At 72.1% G+C, this 15,081-nt stretch carries 17 protein-coding genes; 3 read left to right on the forward strand and 14 right to left on the reverse strand.

The window, feature by feature from the left end; all coding sequences use genetic code 11:
* Window positions 1–3 precede the first annotated feature (3 nt).
* The 11 genes from ACZ4Z5_RS26450 to ACZ4Z5_RS26500 all read right to left on the reverse strand — a co-directional run bounded on the left by ACZ4Z5_RS26450 (window position 4) and on the right by ACZ4Z5_RS26500 (window position 10,640).
* On the reverse strand, window positions 4–846 hold the full coding sequence (locus ACZ4Z5_RS26450; RefSeq protein WP_468266924.1) for a tryptophan 2,3-dioxygenase family protein: 843 nt from the start codon (window positions 844–846) through the stop codon (window positions 4–6).
* A 93-nt stretch (window positions 847–939) separates the two neighbouring features.
* Window positions 940–1,860 carry a DUF3152 domain-containing protein gene (locus tag ACZ4Z5_RS26455; protein ID WP_468266926.1) on the reverse strand — a complete coding sequence of 307 codons (921 nt, stop codon included), beginning with the start codon at window positions 1,858–1,860 and terminating at the stop codon, window positions 940–942.
* A 213-nt stretch (window positions 1,861–2,073) separates the two neighbouring features.
* Window positions 2,074–2,487 carry a DUF3151 domain-containing protein gene (locus ACZ4Z5_RS26460; RefSeq protein ID WP_468266928.1) on the reverse strand — a complete coding sequence of 138 codons (414 nt, stop codon included), beginning with the start codon at window positions 2,485–2,487 and terminating at the stop codon, window positions 2,074–2,076.
* A gap of 10 nt (window positions 2,488–2,497) precedes the next feature.
* Complete coding sequence (locus ACZ4Z5_RS26465; protein ID WP_468266930.1) at window positions 2,498–3,997, reverse strand: MFS transporter; 1,500 nt, start codon at window positions 3,995–3,997, stop codon at window positions 2,498–2,500.
* Between the two features lie 82 nt (window positions 3,998–4,079).
* Window positions 4,080–5,102: a class II fructose-bisphosphate aldolase gene (fbaA, locus tag ACZ4Z5_RS26470; protein ID WP_468266932.1), complete on the reverse strand. Its 1,023-nt coding sequence runs from the start codon at window positions 5,100–5,102 to the stop codon at window positions 4,080–4,082.
* A gap of 311 nt (window positions 5,103–5,413) precedes the next feature.
* Complete coding sequence (gene pyrE, locus ACZ4Z5_RS26475; RefSeq protein ID WP_468266934.1) at window positions 5,414–5,962, reverse strand: orotate phosphoribosyltransferase; 549 nt, start codon at window positions 5,960–5,962, stop codon at window positions 5,414–5,416.
* Window positions 5,963–5,983: 21 nt separating this feature from the next.
* Window positions 5,984–6,811, reverse strand: coding sequence for an aldose epimerase family protein (locus ACZ4Z5_RS26480; protein WP_468266936.1), 828 nt, complete (start codon window positions 6,809–6,811; stop codon window positions 5,984–5,986).
* Between the two features lie 9 nt (window positions 6,812–6,820).
* The gene (locus ACZ4Z5_RS26485) at window positions 6,821–7,945 is read right to left on the reverse strand and encodes an SRPBCC domain-containing protein (protein ID WP_468266938.1); all 1,125 of its coding nucleotides are present in this window, start codon (window positions 7,943–7,945) and stop codon (window positions 6,821–6,823) included.
* 70 nt (window positions 7,946–8,015) lie between these two features.
* Window positions 8,016–9,548, reverse strand: a complete 1,533-nt coding sequence (locus ACZ4Z5_RS26490; RefSeq protein WP_468266940.1) for a polyamine aminopropyltransferase — start codon at window positions 9,546–9,548, stop codon at window positions 8,016–8,018.
* 77 nt (window positions 9,549–9,625) lie between these two features.
* A complete protein-coding gene (locus tag ACZ4Z5_RS26495; protein ID WP_468266942.1) occupies window positions 9,626–10,144 on the reverse strand; it encodes a DUF2617 family protein in 519 nt (172 codons plus the stop codon).
* Between the two features lie 259 nt (window positions 10,145–10,403).
* Entirely contained in the window at window positions 10,404–10,640 is a 237-nt protein-coding gene (locus tag ACZ4Z5_RS26500; protein ID WP_468266944.1) for a hypothetical protein, read from the reverse strand.
* A gap of 116 nt (window positions 10,641–10,756) precedes the next feature.
* Here ACZ4Z5_RS26500 and ACZ4Z5_RS26505 point away from each other — a divergent pair, with 116 nt between their 5' ends.
* The gene (locus tag ACZ4Z5_RS26505; protein ID WP_468267028.1) at window positions 10,757–11,959 is read left to right on the forward strand and encodes a pyridoxal phosphate-dependent aminotransferase; all 1,203 of its coding nucleotides are present in this window, start codon (window positions 10,757–10,759) and stop codon (window positions 11,957–11,959) included.
* Between the two features lie 374 nt (window positions 11,960–12,333).
* Here the strand turns inward: ACZ4Z5_RS26505 and ACZ4Z5_RS26510 are convergent, their stop codons facing one another.
* Window positions 12,334–12,684, reverse strand: a complete 351-nt coding sequence (locus tag ACZ4Z5_RS26510; RefSeq protein ID WP_468266946.1) for a hypothetical protein — start codon at window positions 12,682–12,684, stop codon at window positions 12,334–12,336.
* Entirely contained in the window at window positions 12,681–13,166 is a 486-nt protein-coding gene (locus tag ACZ4Z5_RS26515) for a prevent-host-death family protein (protein WP_468266948.1), read from the reverse strand. The genes ACZ4Z5_RS26510 and ACZ4Z5_RS26515 overlap by 4 nt, the downstream gene beginning before the upstream one ends.
* A 379-nt stretch (window positions 13,167–13,545) precedes the next feature.
* On the opposite strand from ACZ4Z5_RS26515, the gene ACZ4Z5_RS26520 reads away from it, so the two are divergent.
* Window positions 13,546–13,716, forward strand: coding sequence for an MbtH family protein (locus ACZ4Z5_RS26520; protein WP_468266950.1), 171 nt, complete (start codon window positions 13,546–13,548; stop codon window positions 13,714–13,716).
* A gap of 2 nt (window positions 13,717–13,718) precedes the next feature.
* On the opposite strand, the gene ACZ4Z5_RS26525 is transcribed toward ACZ4Z5_RS26520, so the two are convergent.
* The gene (locus tag ACZ4Z5_RS26525; protein WP_468266952.1) at window positions 13,719–14,735 is read right to left on the reverse strand and encodes a helix-turn-helix domain-containing protein; all 1,017 of its coding nucleotides are present in this window, start codon (window positions 14,733–14,735) and stop codon (window positions 13,719–13,721) included.
* Window positions 14,736–14,897: 162 nt separating this feature from the next.
* Between ACZ4Z5_RS26525 and ACZ4Z5_RS26530 the strand changes: the two genes are divergently transcribed.
* Window positions 14,898–15,062, forward strand: coding sequence for a hypothetical protein (locus ACZ4Z5_RS26530; RefSeq protein WP_468266954.1), 165 nt, complete (start codon window positions 14,898–14,900; stop codon window positions 15,060–15,062).
* The last annotated feature ends 19 nt before the right edge of the window (window positions 15,063–15,081 follow it).

The following is a 15,081-nucleotide window of genomic DNA, read 5'->3' on the forward strand; positions in this document are numbered from 1 at the left end:
TTCTCAGACATGGCTGCGCGCCGTCCACAGCTCGGGGAACACGTTCTTCGCGGCGCGCTTCTCCAGCCACGCGACACCGGCGGAGCCGCCCGTGCCGGTCTTGGAGCCCATGGCGCGGCGGGTCGCGACGAGGTGGTCGTTGCGCCAGCGCCACACCAGCTCGCCGACGTCGGTGAGGGCCTCGCCGAGGCGGACGAGCTCGTCGTCCTGGTCACCGGAGTAGATCGCGGCCCAGACGGCCTCGACGCCGGGGTCGGACTCGTACCTGCGGCCGAGCTCCCGCTCCAGCACGGCGGCCGGCACGGCGTGCCCGCGGCGCGCGAGCAGCCGCAGCACCTCGTCGTAGAGGCTCGGCTCGTGCAGGGCCTTCTCCAGCTCGGCGTGGACGCGGGGGGAGCCCCGGTGCGGTACGAGCATGGACGCGGACTTCTCGCCGAGCAGGAACTCCATCCGCCGGTACATCGCCGACTGGAAGCCGGAGCCCTCGCCGAGCGCGGCGCGGTACGAGTTGAACTGCGCGGGGGTGAGCTGGCCGAGCGGCGTCCACGAGGCGTTCAGGGCCTCCAGCTCGCGCACCGAGCGCTTCAGCGCGGCCACCGCGACGGGCACGTCGTCCCGGCGCAGGGCACGCGACGCGGTCTCCCACTCGTGGACGATGACGGTGAACCACAGCTCCATGACCTGCGTGGTCACCAGGAACACCATTTCTCCGGGGTCGTCGGAGAGGGGGTGCTGGAGGTGGGTGAGGACGTCGGCCTGGACATAGTCCTCGTAGGGGGTCGTGCCGTCGAAGTCGAGGTTCGGGGTCTCCGAACTCGCTCCGGGGGCATCGGGGTACTGCGACATCGCTGTCTCCTCGACTGTCCGGGTAGCGGTCCGCCCCTTCCGTCAGGCAATTCGGCTGTGGAGCCCCGGTCCCCACCGGCATCATAAGCACGGTCACGGAAGGACGGGGCCTGTGATGTACGTCCCGTCCTCGGCGTAGGGCCAGGCATTGGAAACACAGCCGTCCAGGCCCTTGATCTGCTGCTGCATCACGGGCGCCGCCTTGCCGGGACCCGGACAGCCCATATGGGTGCGTATGCCGATCTCATGGCCGATCTCGTGGTTGATGATCAGGTGCCGGTAGTCGGCGGGCGGGCCGTCGAACTGCGGCGAGCCGGTCAGCCAGCGGCGCAGGTTCACCACGACGCCCTCACGGGTCTCGCAGTTCAGCTCGCCGCCCGTGTCCAGGCCCTCCGCGAGGCAGAGCTTGTCGGCGGTGGCGGGGGTGGCGATCCTGATCACGAAGTCGGGTTTCCGGTCGACCCGCTGGAAGGTGCCCCGGCCGTGTGCGGCCCAGCCGCGCGGATGGGCGAGTATCGCCTCGATCTCTTCGGCGACCTGGGGGGCGGAGAGTCCCGTGCCGTCCTCGACCTGGACCTGGTAGCGGCGCAGCTTGCCGCTGCCGACCGGCTCGCCGGCGGTGGGGGAGGCCTGGAAGGTGCCGCGGCCGGACGCGCTCGCGGAGGGGGCCGGCGATCCGCTCGCGGTGGAGGATCCCGGGGCCGGAACGGACGGCTTCCGGGCGGACGGGGGACGCGGGGCCCCCCGGGAGGCGGGGGTGTCGGCGGTGGGCCGCTCGCCCGGCGTCGTATCCCCCGGCGGGGCGTGCGGCTGCTCGTCCCGGTCCGCGGGCGGCTCCGCGACCGCGCGGTCCTTCCGGTCGCGCTCCCCCTGCTGCCAGTCGGCGAGCGCGGCGCCCCCGACGAGCACGGACGTCACGACCATGCCGCCGAGCAACGCGACCCGGCCCCGGCCCGGTTGCCGGGGTTTTCGTCGTCCCTGCCGGCTCGCCCTGTGGGCCCCACGCTTCGTCATGCGTGCGAGCGTACAGGCGTTGGCCAACGCCCATGCGGAGTACGGGTTCAGGCCCCGGACACCGGGCGGGCGACACCGGGCGGGCGACCGACGGACCGTCAGGAACCCTCGGTCGCCGGAAACGTTCGGCCGCGGGGAACGTCCCGATGCGCGGGAACGCTCGGCAGTCCGGGACGCTCGGCCGCCCGGTGTCCGGTGCTCACACGGCGGGGTTCAGCGCAGCGTCTCCGCCGCGGTGGGCGAGGAGTCGCGGAGGAACGTGCTGCAACGCTCGTACTCCTCCTGCTCGCCGATGGCCTGCGCGGCCCGCGCCAGCGCGTACAGCGCGCGCAGGAAACCGCGGTTGGCCTCGTGCTCCCACGGCACCGGGCCATGGCCCTTCCAGCCGTTGCGGCGCAGCGCGTCGAGCCCGCGGTGGTAGCCGGTCCGCGCGTAGGCGTACGACTCGACGGTACGGCCGGCCGCGAACGCGTCGTCGGCGAGCTGGGCCCAGGCGAGCGACGACGTCGGGTACTTCGCGGCGACGTCGGCGGGCGCCGTGCCGTTCGCGAGGAGCTCCCGGGGCTCGGGTTCGTCGGGCAGGCGGGTGGGGGGCGGTCCCCCCAGCAGGTTCTCGTGGATGGACATGATCCCAGTGTCACAGGTCCGGGCGGCTCGTGTGTCCCGGGTGCTCCTCCTCGTGGGCCGGCTCCAGCGGGGGCGAGGTCACCCCGCAGTGCATCGTGCACTCGGGGTGGCACACCGCCGCCTCCTTCGGGACGCGGACGGTCGCCCAGGCGAGCACTGCGCCCGCGAGCAGCAGCCCGGCGCAGATCGGCAGCGCACGCCGGAACGTCTCCTGGAACTCCGTCGCCGAGCGGTACGACTCGGGGCCCATCCCGGCGAGCAGCGGCAGCGCGGCCACCGCGAGGAGCCCTGCCGCGCGGGCCGCCGCGTTGTTGACGCCGCTGGCCAGACCGGCACGGCCGACGTCCACGGAGGCCAGGACGGTCGCGGTGAGCGGCGCGACCAGGGTGGTCATCCCGAGGCCCAGCACCACCATCGCGGGCAGCACGTCGGTCACGTAGGTGGCGTTCTCGCCGGCCCTCAGCATCAGCAGCATCCCCGCCGCGCACACCACGGGTCCCACAGTAAGTGGGATGCGGGGGCCGATCCGCTGGCCCAGCTCGCCGGACTTCCCGGACAGCAGCAGCATCAGCAGGGTGATCGGCAGCAGCGCCACGCCCGCGCCGAGCGCCGAGTAGCCGACGACGACCTGGAGCTGCAGCGCGGCCAGGAAGAAGAAGCCGCTGAACGCCGCGTACACGCAGAGCGTGACCAGATTGACCGCGGTGAACAGCCGGGACTCGAAGATCGACAGGGGCAGCATCGGGTTCGGCTGCCGCTTCTCCACCACCACGAACGCCACACCGGCGACCAGGCCGGCGACGCCCGTCCACGGGTCCACTTCGATGAGGGCGTAGGTGACCAGGGCGAGGGTCAGGGCGCCGAGCACGGCGCCGAGGGCGTCGAAGCGTCCCCGTGCGGCGGGGTCCCGGGACTCGGGCACGTGCCGCAGGGCCACCGGGACGCACACGGCGGCGAGCGGCACGTTCAGCAGGAACACCCAGCGCCAGCCGGGACCGTCCACCAGCCAGCCGCCGAGGAAGGGGCCGATCGCCGCTCCGACGCCGCCGAGCCCCGACCAGACGCCGACCGCGGGGGCGCGGTCGTCCGGCTGGAAGCTCGCCTGGATCAGGGCGAGCGACCCGGGGGTGAGGAGCGCACCGCCGACGCCCTGGAGGGCCCGGGCCGCGATCAGCACCCCGGCAGTGGGCGCGAGGCCGCACAGCAGCGAGGCCGCCGCGAACCACACGACGCCGACGACGAAGACCCGGCGCCGTCCGTAGCGGTCGCCGAGGGCCCCGCCCAGCAGGATCAGCCCGGCGAGGGTGAGCATGTAGGCGTTGACGGTCCACTGCAGGACGGCCAGATCGGCGTCCAGGTCCTCGCCGATGCGGGGCAGGGCGACGTTGACGACGGTGGAGTCCAGCATCGCCATGCCGGATCCGAGGACGGTGGTGAGCAGCACCCGGCGCCCGGTCGCGGTCGAGAGGCGTACCCCGCCGGCGGGGACGGGCTGGCCGGTGGTGCCCATACCGCGATGGTCCCCGCGTTCCGCGGGCCCGGCACCCCCGCGGAGCGGGAGCGCCGGGCCCGGACGGCTGGTGCGGGGACTGCTACTTCAGCTTGGTGCCCGCGGAACGCAGGTCGTGGCAGGCCTCCAGGACACGCTTGGCCATACCGGCCTCGGCGAGCTTGCCCCAGCTGCGCGGGTCGTAGGTGCTCTTCTTGCCGACCTCGCCGTCGACCTTGAGGACACCGTCGTAGTTCGTGAACATGTGGTCCGCGACCGGACGCGTGAAGGCGTACTGGGTGTCGGTGTCGATGTTCATCTTGACGACGCCGTTCTCCAGGGCGGTGGCGATCTCCTCCTTGCTGGAGCCGGAACCGCCGTGGAAGACGAAGTCGAACGGGGCGGCCTTGCCGAACTTGGCGCCGACGCCCGCCTGCAGGTCCTTGAGCAGCTCGGGGCGCAGCACGACGTTGCCCGGCTTGTAGACGCCGTGGACGTTGCCGAAGGACGCGGCGAGCAGGTAGCGGCCCTTCTCGCCCAGGCCCAGGGCCTCGGCGGTGCGGATCGCGTCCTCGACGGTGGTGTACAGCTCGTCGTTGATCTCGTGGGTGACGCCGTCCTCCTCGCCACCGGTCGGGGTGATCTCGACCTCAAGGATGATCTTCGCGGCGGCGGCGCGGGGCAGCAGCTCCTGGGCGATGGCCAGGTTGTCGGCCAGGGTCTCGGCGGAGCCGTCCCACATGTGCGACTGGAACAGCGGGTTGCGGCCGGCCTTGACGCGCTCCTCGGAGACGGCGAGCAGCGGGCGGACGTAGCCGTCCAGCTTGTCCTTCGGGCAGTGGTCGGTGTGCAGCGCGACGTGGACGTCGTACTTCTCGGCGACGATGTGCGCGAACTCGGCGAGCGCGACCGCGCCGGTCACCATGTCCTTCTTGTGCTGGCCGCCCAGGAACTCCGCTCCGCCGGTGGAGATCTGGATGATGCCGTCGCTCTCGGCCTCCGCGAAGCCGCGCAGCGCAGCGTGCAGGGTCTGCGTCGAGGTCACATTGATGGCCGGGTAGGCGAACTTGCCTGCCTTCGCCCGGTCGAGCATCTCGTTGTAGACCTCGGGGGTTGCGATGGGCATACGTCCGCTCCTTGTGATGTGCGGGTGTGCGATTTGTGCTGGCCCTGACCTGGGGTCGACGTCATCGTCGCGCCCTATCTTCCCAGACTCTCCCCTCTTCGCGGCCTGGGGTGGAGCGTTTCACGTGAAACTCTCCACGCGGCGCAATAACCGCTGGCCACCAGGCCTGCAGCCGACGGAAGGTCAGGTTCCGGAAGGCTCCGGACCGGGCCTGACGGTAGCCCGGCCGGGACCCCGGTCCGGCGGCCCGACCGGTAGCCGGACAGGTGGCCCGGACAAGCGGCCGGGACCGGGCCGCTCCGGCACCCGGGTCAGGCCAGACCGAGGTCCTCCTGCGAGTACGCGAAGAGGTACGGAACGCCCGCGCCGTCGGTGATCTTCTCGCCGGCGCCGGTGGCGCGGTCGACGATCGTGGCCACGGCGACGACCTCGCCGCCCGCCTCGCGCACCGCCTCGACGGCGGTCAGCGGGGAGCCCCCGGTGGTCGAGGTGTCCTCGACCACCAGGACCCGGCGGCCCTTGATCTCCGGGCCCTCGATACGGCGCTGCAGCCCGTGGGCCTTCGCCGCCTTGCGGACGACGAACGCGTCAAGGGCGCGGCCGCGGGCCGCGGCGGCGTGCAGCATGGCACCCGCGACCGGGTCGGCGCCCATGGTCAGTCCGCCGACGGCGTCGAAGTTCAGCTCGGCCGTCAGGTCGAGCATCACCTCGCCGACCAGCGGCGCCGCCGTGCCGTCGAGGGTGATCCGCCGCAGGTCGATGTAGTAGTCGGCCTCCTTGCCGGAGGAGAGGGTCACCTTGCCGTGCACCACGGCCTTGTCCTTGATCTGCTGAAGCAGGTCACCACGTGCGTCGCTCATGCTCACGAGCCTAATGCGCGCTCAGCGGCCCAGCCGCCGCCAGGACCAGGTCATCGAGACCTCCAGCGGATCGATGGGGGTCACCAGGCGCGGAGCGGTGTTCAGACCGTTCGGCGGGCCCGACTGCGGCTCGACGCACACCGCCTCGTCCTGCTCGTCGTAGACCACGACCCACTGCTCACGGCTCCGCACGTTCAGCTCCAGCCGGTCCGGCCAGGTGAGCGTCACGTCCACGCCGTCCGGCATGCCGAAGCAGTCGTCCCACGGGCCGGGGGCCGGACCGATGCGCCGGCCGGTCGGCAGGTGGTCCTCACCGCGCTCCTCCTGCCACGCCGGGGTGAAGGCGATCCGTACGTCCCCGTCGCCCGAGCCGTCGTCGAGGCTGCGGCGGAACCAGGGGTGCCAGCCGGCCTGCGCGGGGAACGAGTCCTGGTACGTCTCGATGCCGAGCCGGACCGTGAGCGAGTCCGGCTCCAGCTCGAAGACCTGGGTGACCCTGCCGGGGTGCGGCCAGGGGTCGGCCAGGTCGTAGGTGAAGGAGGCCTCGGCCTTGCCCGCCTGCGCCGTATGCCAGACCCCGTCCCGCGCAAGACCGTGGATGGCGTGCGGCGGGGCGTTCAGCGGCATCCGGTGGACGGCGGCGCCGTCGCGGAACCGGCCGTGCTCCAGCCGCCCGCACCAGGGGACCATGGGGAAGCATCCGTAGTCGTCGCCCTGCCGCAGCAGCTCCGTGCCGCCGACCAGCAGGCTCGCGATCCGGCAGCCGTCCTCCGGACGGACCGTCAACTCCACGTCCGCGGCGGACAGGAGGACCCCGTCGCGCCCGGTGCTCTCGTGTTCGCTACTCACAGCCCGACACTACTTGCGGCGCCGCAGGACGCGCCCGACCACCACTGCGGAGGCCACGGCGAGCGCGGCGGCCGGGGCGATCCAGCGCAGGGTGGTGCCCGCGGTGGCCGCGGAAGGGGCGGGCACCGGTGCGTAGCGGCCGCGCGGCGGGGCGTGGTCGACCTCCTCCGCGCTGCGGCCGATCATCGTGCGGCGGGCGTGCGCGGCCTCGGCGGCGGGCTCTGGTTCCTCCAGCAGCTCGAACTCCTCCTCGGACAGGGGATCCAGCGAGGGCGGCGGGACCTCGGCGTCGAACACCGAACGCCGGCCGTCGGAGTCCGGTACGCCGAGCTCGGCGTCGAGATCGTCACCGATCACGTCGTCGCCGTTCTCGTCGCCGTTCCCCTCGCCGTTCTCGCCGTTCTCGCCGCCGTTGCCGTTGCCCGCGTCCTCGCCCTCGTCGTCGGGGTCGTCCTCGGGGTCGGCGCCGACGTCCGCGGCGGTGTCCCGTACGGCCGGGGCCTCGGCGTCCGCGCGGTCCGACTCGTCGGCGGACTCGTCGGCCGCGGCCTCGGCCTCCTCGGCGTCCTCCGGGGATTCGTCGTCGGCGGAGGTGTCGTCGCCTGAGTACGGTTCCGGGCGGTCAGGGTCCTCGGGATCGGGGCGTCCCCCGGGGCTCCCGTCGTCACCCGCGTCGGCCGTGACCGTACCCGCCGGCCGCGCCGCAGTCGCCGTACCCGCCGCACCGGCCAGCGCCTCGGCGAACCGGTCCAGCAGCCGGCGGGACGCGGCACACACCACCGCGGGGTCCAGCTCCGCGATACGGCCCTCGGGGTGCCCCTCGCCCGTGACTGCCAGGGACGTACCGCTGCCGGCGGGGGTAAGGACGACCGTCAGGGCCAGCTTCACGGAGCCCGTCCCACGGGCCTCCGTGCCCTCGCCCTCGACGGCGAAGCCGTCGTCCCCCTCCGAGACGCGGAGCGCGCCCCGGTACGTGATGGAGTGCCCGCCGATGCGGATCCTCAGACGGCCGCTGCCAGGGGCGCCGCCGGCGTCCTGCTGCAGGCCCGGAACGCATCCGGCGACCCTCGCGGGATCGCGCAGCACCTCGCGCAGCGCCTCTGCGGGAACCGGAAGGTAGACCTCGTGTTCCATGGAACCCGAGCGTACCCATGGACCGTGCCGTGTGACCCCCGAACGCGGAGCCGCACGGGTCTGCCGGGCCTCACGGATGCCACGCGTACCGCGGATGCACCAGTGTCGACGGCGGCGGCCCCGGCAGGGGCGGGGTGCCGAGCGGGCTCAGTCCGGTCCCGGTCCCGATCGGCAGGGGCTCGCGGGGCGAGGCGAGGATGAAGCCCCAGGCCGCGTCCGGACCCCGGTAGGGCAGGGTGCGCAGGCCCGCGGAGCGCAGGGTGGCGTCCACGGTCCAGAAGGCCTGCCGCCGCGCCGACGGGGCACACGCGTGGACGACGAGACGGCCACCGTCGTCGAGGGCCTGGGAGGCGAGGCCGTAGAACTCAGCGGAGTAGAGCTTGGCGCTCGCCGTGGCGCTGGGATCGGGCAGGTCCGAGATCACCACGTCGAAGGCGTGCCGTGGCGCCGTGCGCAACCAGCGGAACGCGTCGGCCGTGACGACGTGCAGCCGCGGATCGCGGTAGACCCGCCCGTTCAGCGCGGCCAGCGCCGGGTCGGTGCGGGCGAGCCGGACGACGGTCTCGTCGAGCTCGACGAGGGTGACGGAGCGGACGCCGGGCCGGTCGAGCACCTCGCGGGCCGCGAGCCCGTCACCGCCGCCGAGGATCAGCACCCGCTCGTGCCGGCCGCGCATCGCGGGCCGCACCAGGGCACGGTGGAACAGGCGCCCGTCCCGGCCGCTGACGCGCAGCCGGCCGTCCATGTACAGGGCGAGCGGCCCGCCGCCGGCCCGGCCGGTGAGGACGACCTCCTGCACCTCCGTCCGGACCGCGACCCGCACCTGCGGCCCGTACACGGCGCGCCGGGCGGCCCGCTCGAAGTCGTCGACGAGGAGCGAGACGCAGACCAGTCCGGTCACGACGGTGAGGTTGACGACGAGGAGCAGCACGCGGAGGCGGGGGGTGAGGTCCCGGCGGAACAGCCACAGCACCAGCGCGCCGCCCGCCGCGGCGTTGACCGCGCCGGTGAGCAGGGCGCCGGACAGCTGGCCGAGCATCGGCAGCAGCAGGAAGGGGAACGCCAGGCCGCCGACGAGCGCGCCCACGTAGTCGGCGGCGAAGAGGTCGGCGACTGCGCCGCCCGCGTCCTGCCGGGAGACCCGCTGGATCAGCGTCATCAGCAGCGGTATCTCGGCACCGATGAGCACCCCGATGGCGAGGGAGAAGGCCACGAGCGCGTACCGTTCGCCGCCGAGCCAGGCGAAGCTCGCGTACAGCACGATCGCCGAGCTGCCGCCGACTACGGCGAGCGCGGCCTCGATCAGGCAGAATCCCACGGCCGCCCGGCAGCGGAGCCGTTTGGCCAGCAGGGAGCCGATGCCCATGGCGAAGACCATGACGGACAGGACCACCGAGGCCTGGGTGACGGAGTCGCCGGTCAAGTAGGAGGCGAGGGCGACCAGTTCGAGCTCGTAGACGAGGCCGCAGGCGGCGCAGAGGAACACGGTGGCGAGGACGAGCAGCCGGCCCGTGCGGGGGCCGACGGGAAGCCGCCGGGCGCTCCCCGGGGGTCCGGGCGGCACCGGGCCACCGGACACGACGGTGCCCTGCGCTTCGATCATGTCGGGAACGCTACGTCACGAGCCCTTGGACCGCTTGTCACCCACACGAGTGCAAGTCGGTGACTTCGGAGTGCCGTTCAGAGCGTGGCGTGGGCGCGCACCCCGACCCTGGTCCTGGTGACCACCAGCTGTCCGTCCTGGGGATAGGCGTGCCAGGTGCGCCACCACACCTGTCCCTCGTACCGCTGTGCGAGCATCGCGGTGAAGGCGTGCGGGCTGCCGGGGAAGGTGCCGGCCAGGCCGTTGGGGTGGTCGGCGACCAGCGCCAGCAGTTCCTGAGCCCGGCCGGCGAAGGACCCCTGGGACAGCGTCTCGACGCGTGCCGCGAACTCGTACTCCCAGGCACCGAAGTGCTTGGCCACGCCCAGCGGCAGCGGGGTGCTGCTGCCGGGCATGCAGGCGACCGTCTCGGAACACGTTCCGGCCTCCTCTTCGAGGAGGACCTGGTGCGAGGCGCCCAGCAGCCTCAACTGGATCCGGGCACCGGAGAGTTCGAGGTCGAGCACGGCGAGGGCCGGCAGGGGTTCCCGGCCCAGGGCCCAGGCGAGATCGGCGGCACGCGTGTCGGAATAGGCGGTCTTGAGGCTCGTGAGCATGGGTGGGCTCCGCAAACACACATAAGGCGGCTTGGCCGGGATCGTCCGGCGGAACGTGTGGGGGAACAGGGGGACCCGGACCGGCTGCTGGGGTCCGCCCGTGAGGAACAACGGCTGTTGTTTTCTCAACAGCGAGGGAATCATGAACTGCGCAGCGCTCACAGCGTTTTTACCCAACTTCGCGCGGTTTCCATCCCCTCGGGGGCCACACGGTTCAACTGTTCAATGGTGGAGCAAATCCGCCGGGCATAGGCCGGAATCAGCTGCCGCCGCCGCAGCCCCCGCCTCCGCCCCCGCCGCACGACGACGAGCTGCCGCAGGAGGAGCCGCCGCAGGAGGAAGATCCGCTGCCGTACGACGAGAAGGAGTCACCGGCCCAGCTGCGGCGACGGCGCCTGCGCGCCCGGTCGGCGCCCCCGGAACCGGCTGCCTTGGATATGGCCAGCACCACGCCCACCACTGCCAGTACCACGATCACGAAGACGACCGCTCCCATGATCCCCACCTGCTTCCCGAATCGGCTCGATTTCTTCCTTCGATCGCTTGTGCCAGGGATCCCCCGGGCCACGCCGGGTCAAAGCACACTTGAGGAAGTCCAGAGCTTTGCGCAGGATGGCCGCCATGAGCGGACGCCTTTCGCAGGAGCCCCGACGACCGCTGCTCGGCAGCCGTCTCGCGGAATTCGGAACGACGATCTTCGCGGAGATGTCCGCACTGGCAGTGCGGACCGGCTCCATCAATCTCGGCCAGGGCTTTCCCGACACCGACGGGCCGGAGGAGATCCGTGAGGCCGCGGTCCGGGCCCTGCGCGACGGGCGCGGCAACCAGTACCCGCCGGGCCCCGGAGTGCCCGAACTGCGCACCGCGATCGCCGACCACCAGCAGCGGCTGTACGGGCTGGTCCACGACCCCGACACGGAGGTCCTGGTCACCGCGGGCGCCACGGAGGCGATCGCCGCGTCCCTGCTGGCGCTGCTGGAGCCCGGCGACGAGGTGATCGCGCTGGAGCCGTACTACGACTCCTACGCCGCGTGCATCGCCATGGCGGGTGCCCGCCGCGTACCCGTCACCCTGCATCCGCGTGACGGCCGCCACGTCCTCGACGTGGACGAACTACGCGACGCGGTCACGGCACGCACCCGGCTGATCCTGCTGAACAGCCCGCACAACCCGACCGGCACCGTCCTGACGCGTGAGGAACTGGCCGCGGTGGCGGACCTGGCCGTCGAACGGAACCTGCTCGTCGTCACCGACGAGGTATACGAGCACCTGGTCTTCGACGGCGCCGAGCACCTGCCGATCGCGACGTTCCCCGGGATGCGGGACCGGACCGTCACCATCGGCTCGGCGGGCAAGACGTTCTCGTTCACCGGCTGGAAGGTCGGCTGGGTGACGTCGACGCCGGAACTGGTCACGGCGGTCCGGTCGGCGAAGCAGTTCCTGACGTATGTGTCGTCGGGGCCATTCCAGTACGCCGTCGCGGAGGCGCTGAACCTGCCCGAGGCGTACTTCGCCGCCTTCCGCGCGGACATGCAGGCCAAGCGTGACCTGCTGAGCGCGGGCCTGACCGAGGCGGGCTTCTCGGTGTTCAGGACCGCGGGCACGTACTTCATCACCACCGACATCCGCCCGCTCGGCGAGTCCGACGGCTTCGCCTTCTGCCGTGCGCTTCCGGAGCGAGCGGGCGTCGTCGCCATCCCCAACGCCGTCTTCTACGACCACCGCGAGGCCGGCGCACCCTTCGTACGGTTCGCCTTCTGCAAGCAGACGGAGGTCCTCCAGGAGGCAGCCAAGCGACTCAAGGCGGCCTTTTAGCGATGCGGGGGTGTCTGCCGGGCTCTCCCCAAGCAAGAAGGTTGGACGTTACCCGAGGCAGCCCGTGGCGGCCCGCCGCAGCATGCCGCGGGCCGCGTCCGCCGTCCACGGATCACCGAGACGCCGATGCGAATGGGCCCTGTGGTCCACCGCGCTGGGCCGCGCCGAACGGATCGACGCGGAGGACGATTTCGTCCTCCTGAAACTGCGCTCCCTCGACGAAACGGCGGCCTCGCCCGCCCGGCCGAGGCCGCCTACGCCGGTGCCGCAGAGGCTGGGACGTTGTCCGCGTACCGACGGTTGCCCTGCCCAGCCGCCGACTGATCGAAGGACCGCCCGTCGTGTCGGCCTCGCCAGCACCTGGAGCGACGGTGCTACTCAGTGTCTTTCGGGTGTCGCGGGGAGGCATAGACGGGGATCACGGTCGAGGTCTCCGGGCTGACCAAGTAGCGGACCCGGCCGCCGCTGGTGATCTCGTACTCCCATTGCTCCAGCTCGGAGCCCTTCCACTCCCTGGTGGCATGCCGACCGCGGAGCTGGTGCTGACGGTTCCAGTCGGCCCGCGACAGCGGGTCCGTGCGAAGGGCTTCCAGGCAGCGGTGCGCGTTCGGCAGCGCCACCCGGCACAACTCTTCCCAACCGGTCGCGGCCTCGGTCGTCCCGTGGATGACGTTCCAGCCGCTCAGCGGAGGGACGCTGACCCGATCGCCCTTCTTCGGGCTCACTCGTGCACCTCGACCGGGCCGAGGTCGACGTCACCGAGCGGACGGAGGGCTTCCCTGAGCTGGTCGGGGTCGGCGTTGATGCGGGCAGTTGCCCGCCACGAGACGATCGCTCGATGCACAGCCTCCCTGGCGCCCAGCTCAGCGGCGTCGGACAGCGCTCCCAGGAGCTCGACAGTGAATTCCCGGACCTCCTCGGCGTCCAGGTGACGCACCCACGGGAACACCTCGGGCAACGCGAGCAGAAGCGACTTGGCACCGTCGTCCTGCTTCATGAGTGCAAGGAACAGCCGGGACGCGGTGGTCAGGTTCTCCTCGGTGCGCTCTGCGTGTATGGCCGTGGTCAGCACCATGTCGGGCGCGTCACGGTGCGTGACACGCAGGCATCCCAGGGCGGCGGCCCTGGCGGCGACAGCCTTCGGGTTCCGCGACAGATCGGTGAACGAGACAGACTCCGATTCGAATGCCAAAGATGCGATGCCCATACTCAGACTGTACTCTGATTGTGCTCTGATTTCTATCGCTCAAGGCGGGGCATCAGCTGAAGGTCCCACTCCTGCCACGGTCCCCACGCCTTCCGACGGTGCTGCGCCAGCAACGAAGCCACCGGGCCCACTGCCCTGGCCCAAGTGCGGGGCCATGAACACGGAGTCGGCTGGATCACCGCGTCAGCTGAGCTCTGAGGTTCGGATCCCGAGGACGGCTCACCCAGAAGCCGCTGCGGCTGCGGCAATCGGCTGCGGCGATAGTGGGGTTCGGGAGCCGGTATGGGGTGGGTGTTGTGGTGCGCGGGTGGGCCGATCAGGCTGGGGCGCGCAATGAGGTAGCCGGGCTGTCGGGCCGGCGTGTACGTGGAGGTGCGGCGTGGAGCGGTTCACCGTTGTCGTCAACGGGGAAGAGCAGTACTCGATCTGGGCCGAAGGGCGCGAACTGCCTCTGGGATGGCGGGACACGGGTGTGGCGGGGACCAGGGAAGAGTGCCTCGCGCACATCGACGAGGTGTGGACGGACCAGCGGCCGCTGAGCGTGCGGTAGGGCTACGCGCCCGGGGGAAGCCAGCCGCGTTGGACCGCTCGGGCGCCGGCTTCGAAGCGGCTTCGGGCTCCCAGGCGCTCCATCAGGACAGTGGCGATGCGGCGGGCCGTGCGGTAGGAGACGCCGAGGCGTTTGGCGATGCCCTCGTCGGTGTGGCCCTCGGCGAGCAGGCGCAGGGCGGCCGCCTCCTGGTGGTCCAGTTCGCCCTCGTCGCGGCGCGGGGCCCGGCCCAGCGGGCGGGCGTTCTGCCACACCGTCTCGAAGAGGGTGCACAAGGCGGTGAGCGTGCCCTGGCCGGTGAGGGCGACCGCGCCCTCACCGCTGTCTTCGCTGTTGACGGGGAGGATCGCGGTCGTACGGTCGACGATGGTCATCCGGAGCGGCAGCACGGCGACCGTGCGGACCTCGCCGCCCAGCTCCGTCAGCCACTTGGCGTGCGCCTCGCCGGCCTGGTGGTTGCGCACGCTGTCCAGATAGATCGTCCGCATGGTGACGCCCCGGCCCAGGAGCCGCTCGTTGAGCGGGCGGGACGCCGCCATGTTCGCCTCCGTCTGCGCCCCGCCGGGGACGAAGGCCATCACCTCGGTCCGGACGTTCTCGGTGAGCACCGCGAGGCGGGCCCGGACCTCGTCGACGTCGGCGAGGTGCTCCACGCTGACCGGCGCCCCGACCGGGCGCAGGTCCTCGTACTCGGAGATCAGCTGCCGCGCCGCCGCCCGGGCGCCCGCGATGCGCTGGCTCTCCAGGGCGAACTCGGCCTGCCGCTGGGCCAGCAGGTAGTCCAGGCCGACCTCCGGGTTGACCGCGCGGGGCGGGGCCGAAGCGCCGGTCGGGCGGTCGGCGGCGTCCTGGGCGTACTGCACCAGCGAGAGTTCGGACAGCCGGTCCCACGCCTCGCGCACGGCCTCCTCCGACATCCCGAGCCGCTCGGCCAGCGCTTCGGCGTCGTCCCGGGGGCGGCTCAGCATCGCCCGGTAGACAGCCTCGGTCGGTTTGTCCAGTCCCAGTGGTTCGAGCATCGGCCCCCGTCCATCCCGTAGCCGCCATTATCCCTGCCACGGCCGACACGGCCCGGGTGGCCGGATTGGGCCAGGGCCCAATCCGGCCACCCGGAAACCCTTCCCGGCCCTGTGATGGATGGTGATGCTGTGGCTGAGCGAAATCACAGGGGGATGTTCGTCATGCTTCGCATACGTATGGTCAAGGCCGCCGCAACCATCGCCATAGGCGCCGCGGCGCTGCTCGCGCCCGCCGCCGCACAGGCCGCCACCACCGCGGTGCCGCAGGCCGTCGAGGCGTCCGCGCCGGTCACGGGCGCCCCGCGGCCGGACATGGGCTGGCAGTGACCGCCGCCACCCCGGGGAC

The sequence above is a fragment of the Streptomyces sp. NPDC030222 genome, from assembly GCF_055573115.1.

Coding starts and splice junctions, on each gene's coding strand:
- fbaA (WP_468266932.1), bottom strand. CDS start 5,102: ATGCCCATCGCAACCCCCGAGGTCTACAACGAGATGCTCGACCGGGCG.
- pyrE (WP_468266934.1), bottom strand. CDS start 5,962: ATGAGCGACGCACGTGGTGACCTGCTTCAGCAGATCAAGGACAAGGCC.
- ACZ4Z5_RS26455 (WP_468266926.1), bottom strand. CDS start 1,860: ATGACGAAGCGTGGGGCCCACAGGGCGAGCCGGCAGGGACGACGAAAA.
- ACZ4Z5_RS26460 (WP_468266928.1), bottom strand. CDS start 2,487: ATGTCCATCCACGAGAACCTGCTGGGGGGACCGCCCCCCACCCGCCTG.
- ACZ4Z5_RS26495 (WP_468266942.1), bottom strand. CDS start 10,144: ATGCTCACGAGCCTCAAGACCGCCTATTCCGACACGCGTGCCGCCGAT.
- ACZ4Z5_RS26490 (WP_468266940.1), bottom strand. CDS start 9,548: ATGATCGAAGCGCAGGGCACCGTCGTGTCCGGTGGCCCGGTGCCGCCC.
- ACZ4Z5_RS26500 (WP_468266944.1), bottom strand. CDS start 10,640: ATGGGAGCGGTCGTCTTCGTGATCGTGGTACTGGCAGTGGTGGGCGTG.
- ACZ4Z5_RS26465 (WP_468266930.1), bottom strand. CDS start 3,997: ATGGGCACCACCGGCCAGCCCGTCCCCGCCGGCGGGGTACGCCTCTCG.
- ACZ4Z5_RS26530 (WP_468266954.1), top strand. CDS start 14,898: ATGCTTCGCATACGTATGGTCAAGGCCGCCGCAACCATCGCCATAGGC.
- ACZ4Z5_RS26485 (WP_468266938.1), bottom strand. CDS start 7,945: ATGGAACACGAGGTCTACCTTCCGGTTCCCGCAGAGGCGCTGCGCGAG.
- ACZ4Z5_RS26525 (WP_468266952.1), bottom strand. CDS start 14,735: ATGCTCGAACCACTGGGACTGGACAAACCGACCGAGGCTGTCTACCGG.
- ACZ4Z5_RS26515 (WP_468266948.1), bottom strand. CDS start 13,166: ATGGGCATCGCATCTTTGGCATTCGAATCGGAGTCTGTCTCGTTCACC.
- ACZ4Z5_RS26450 (WP_468266924.1), bottom strand. CDS start 846: ATGTCGCAGTACCCCGATGCCCCCGGAGCGAGTTCGGAGACCCCGAAC.
- ACZ4Z5_RS26505 (WP_468267028.1), top strand. CDS start 10,757: ATGGCCGCCATGAGCGGACGCCTTTCGCAGGAGCCCCGACGACCGCTG.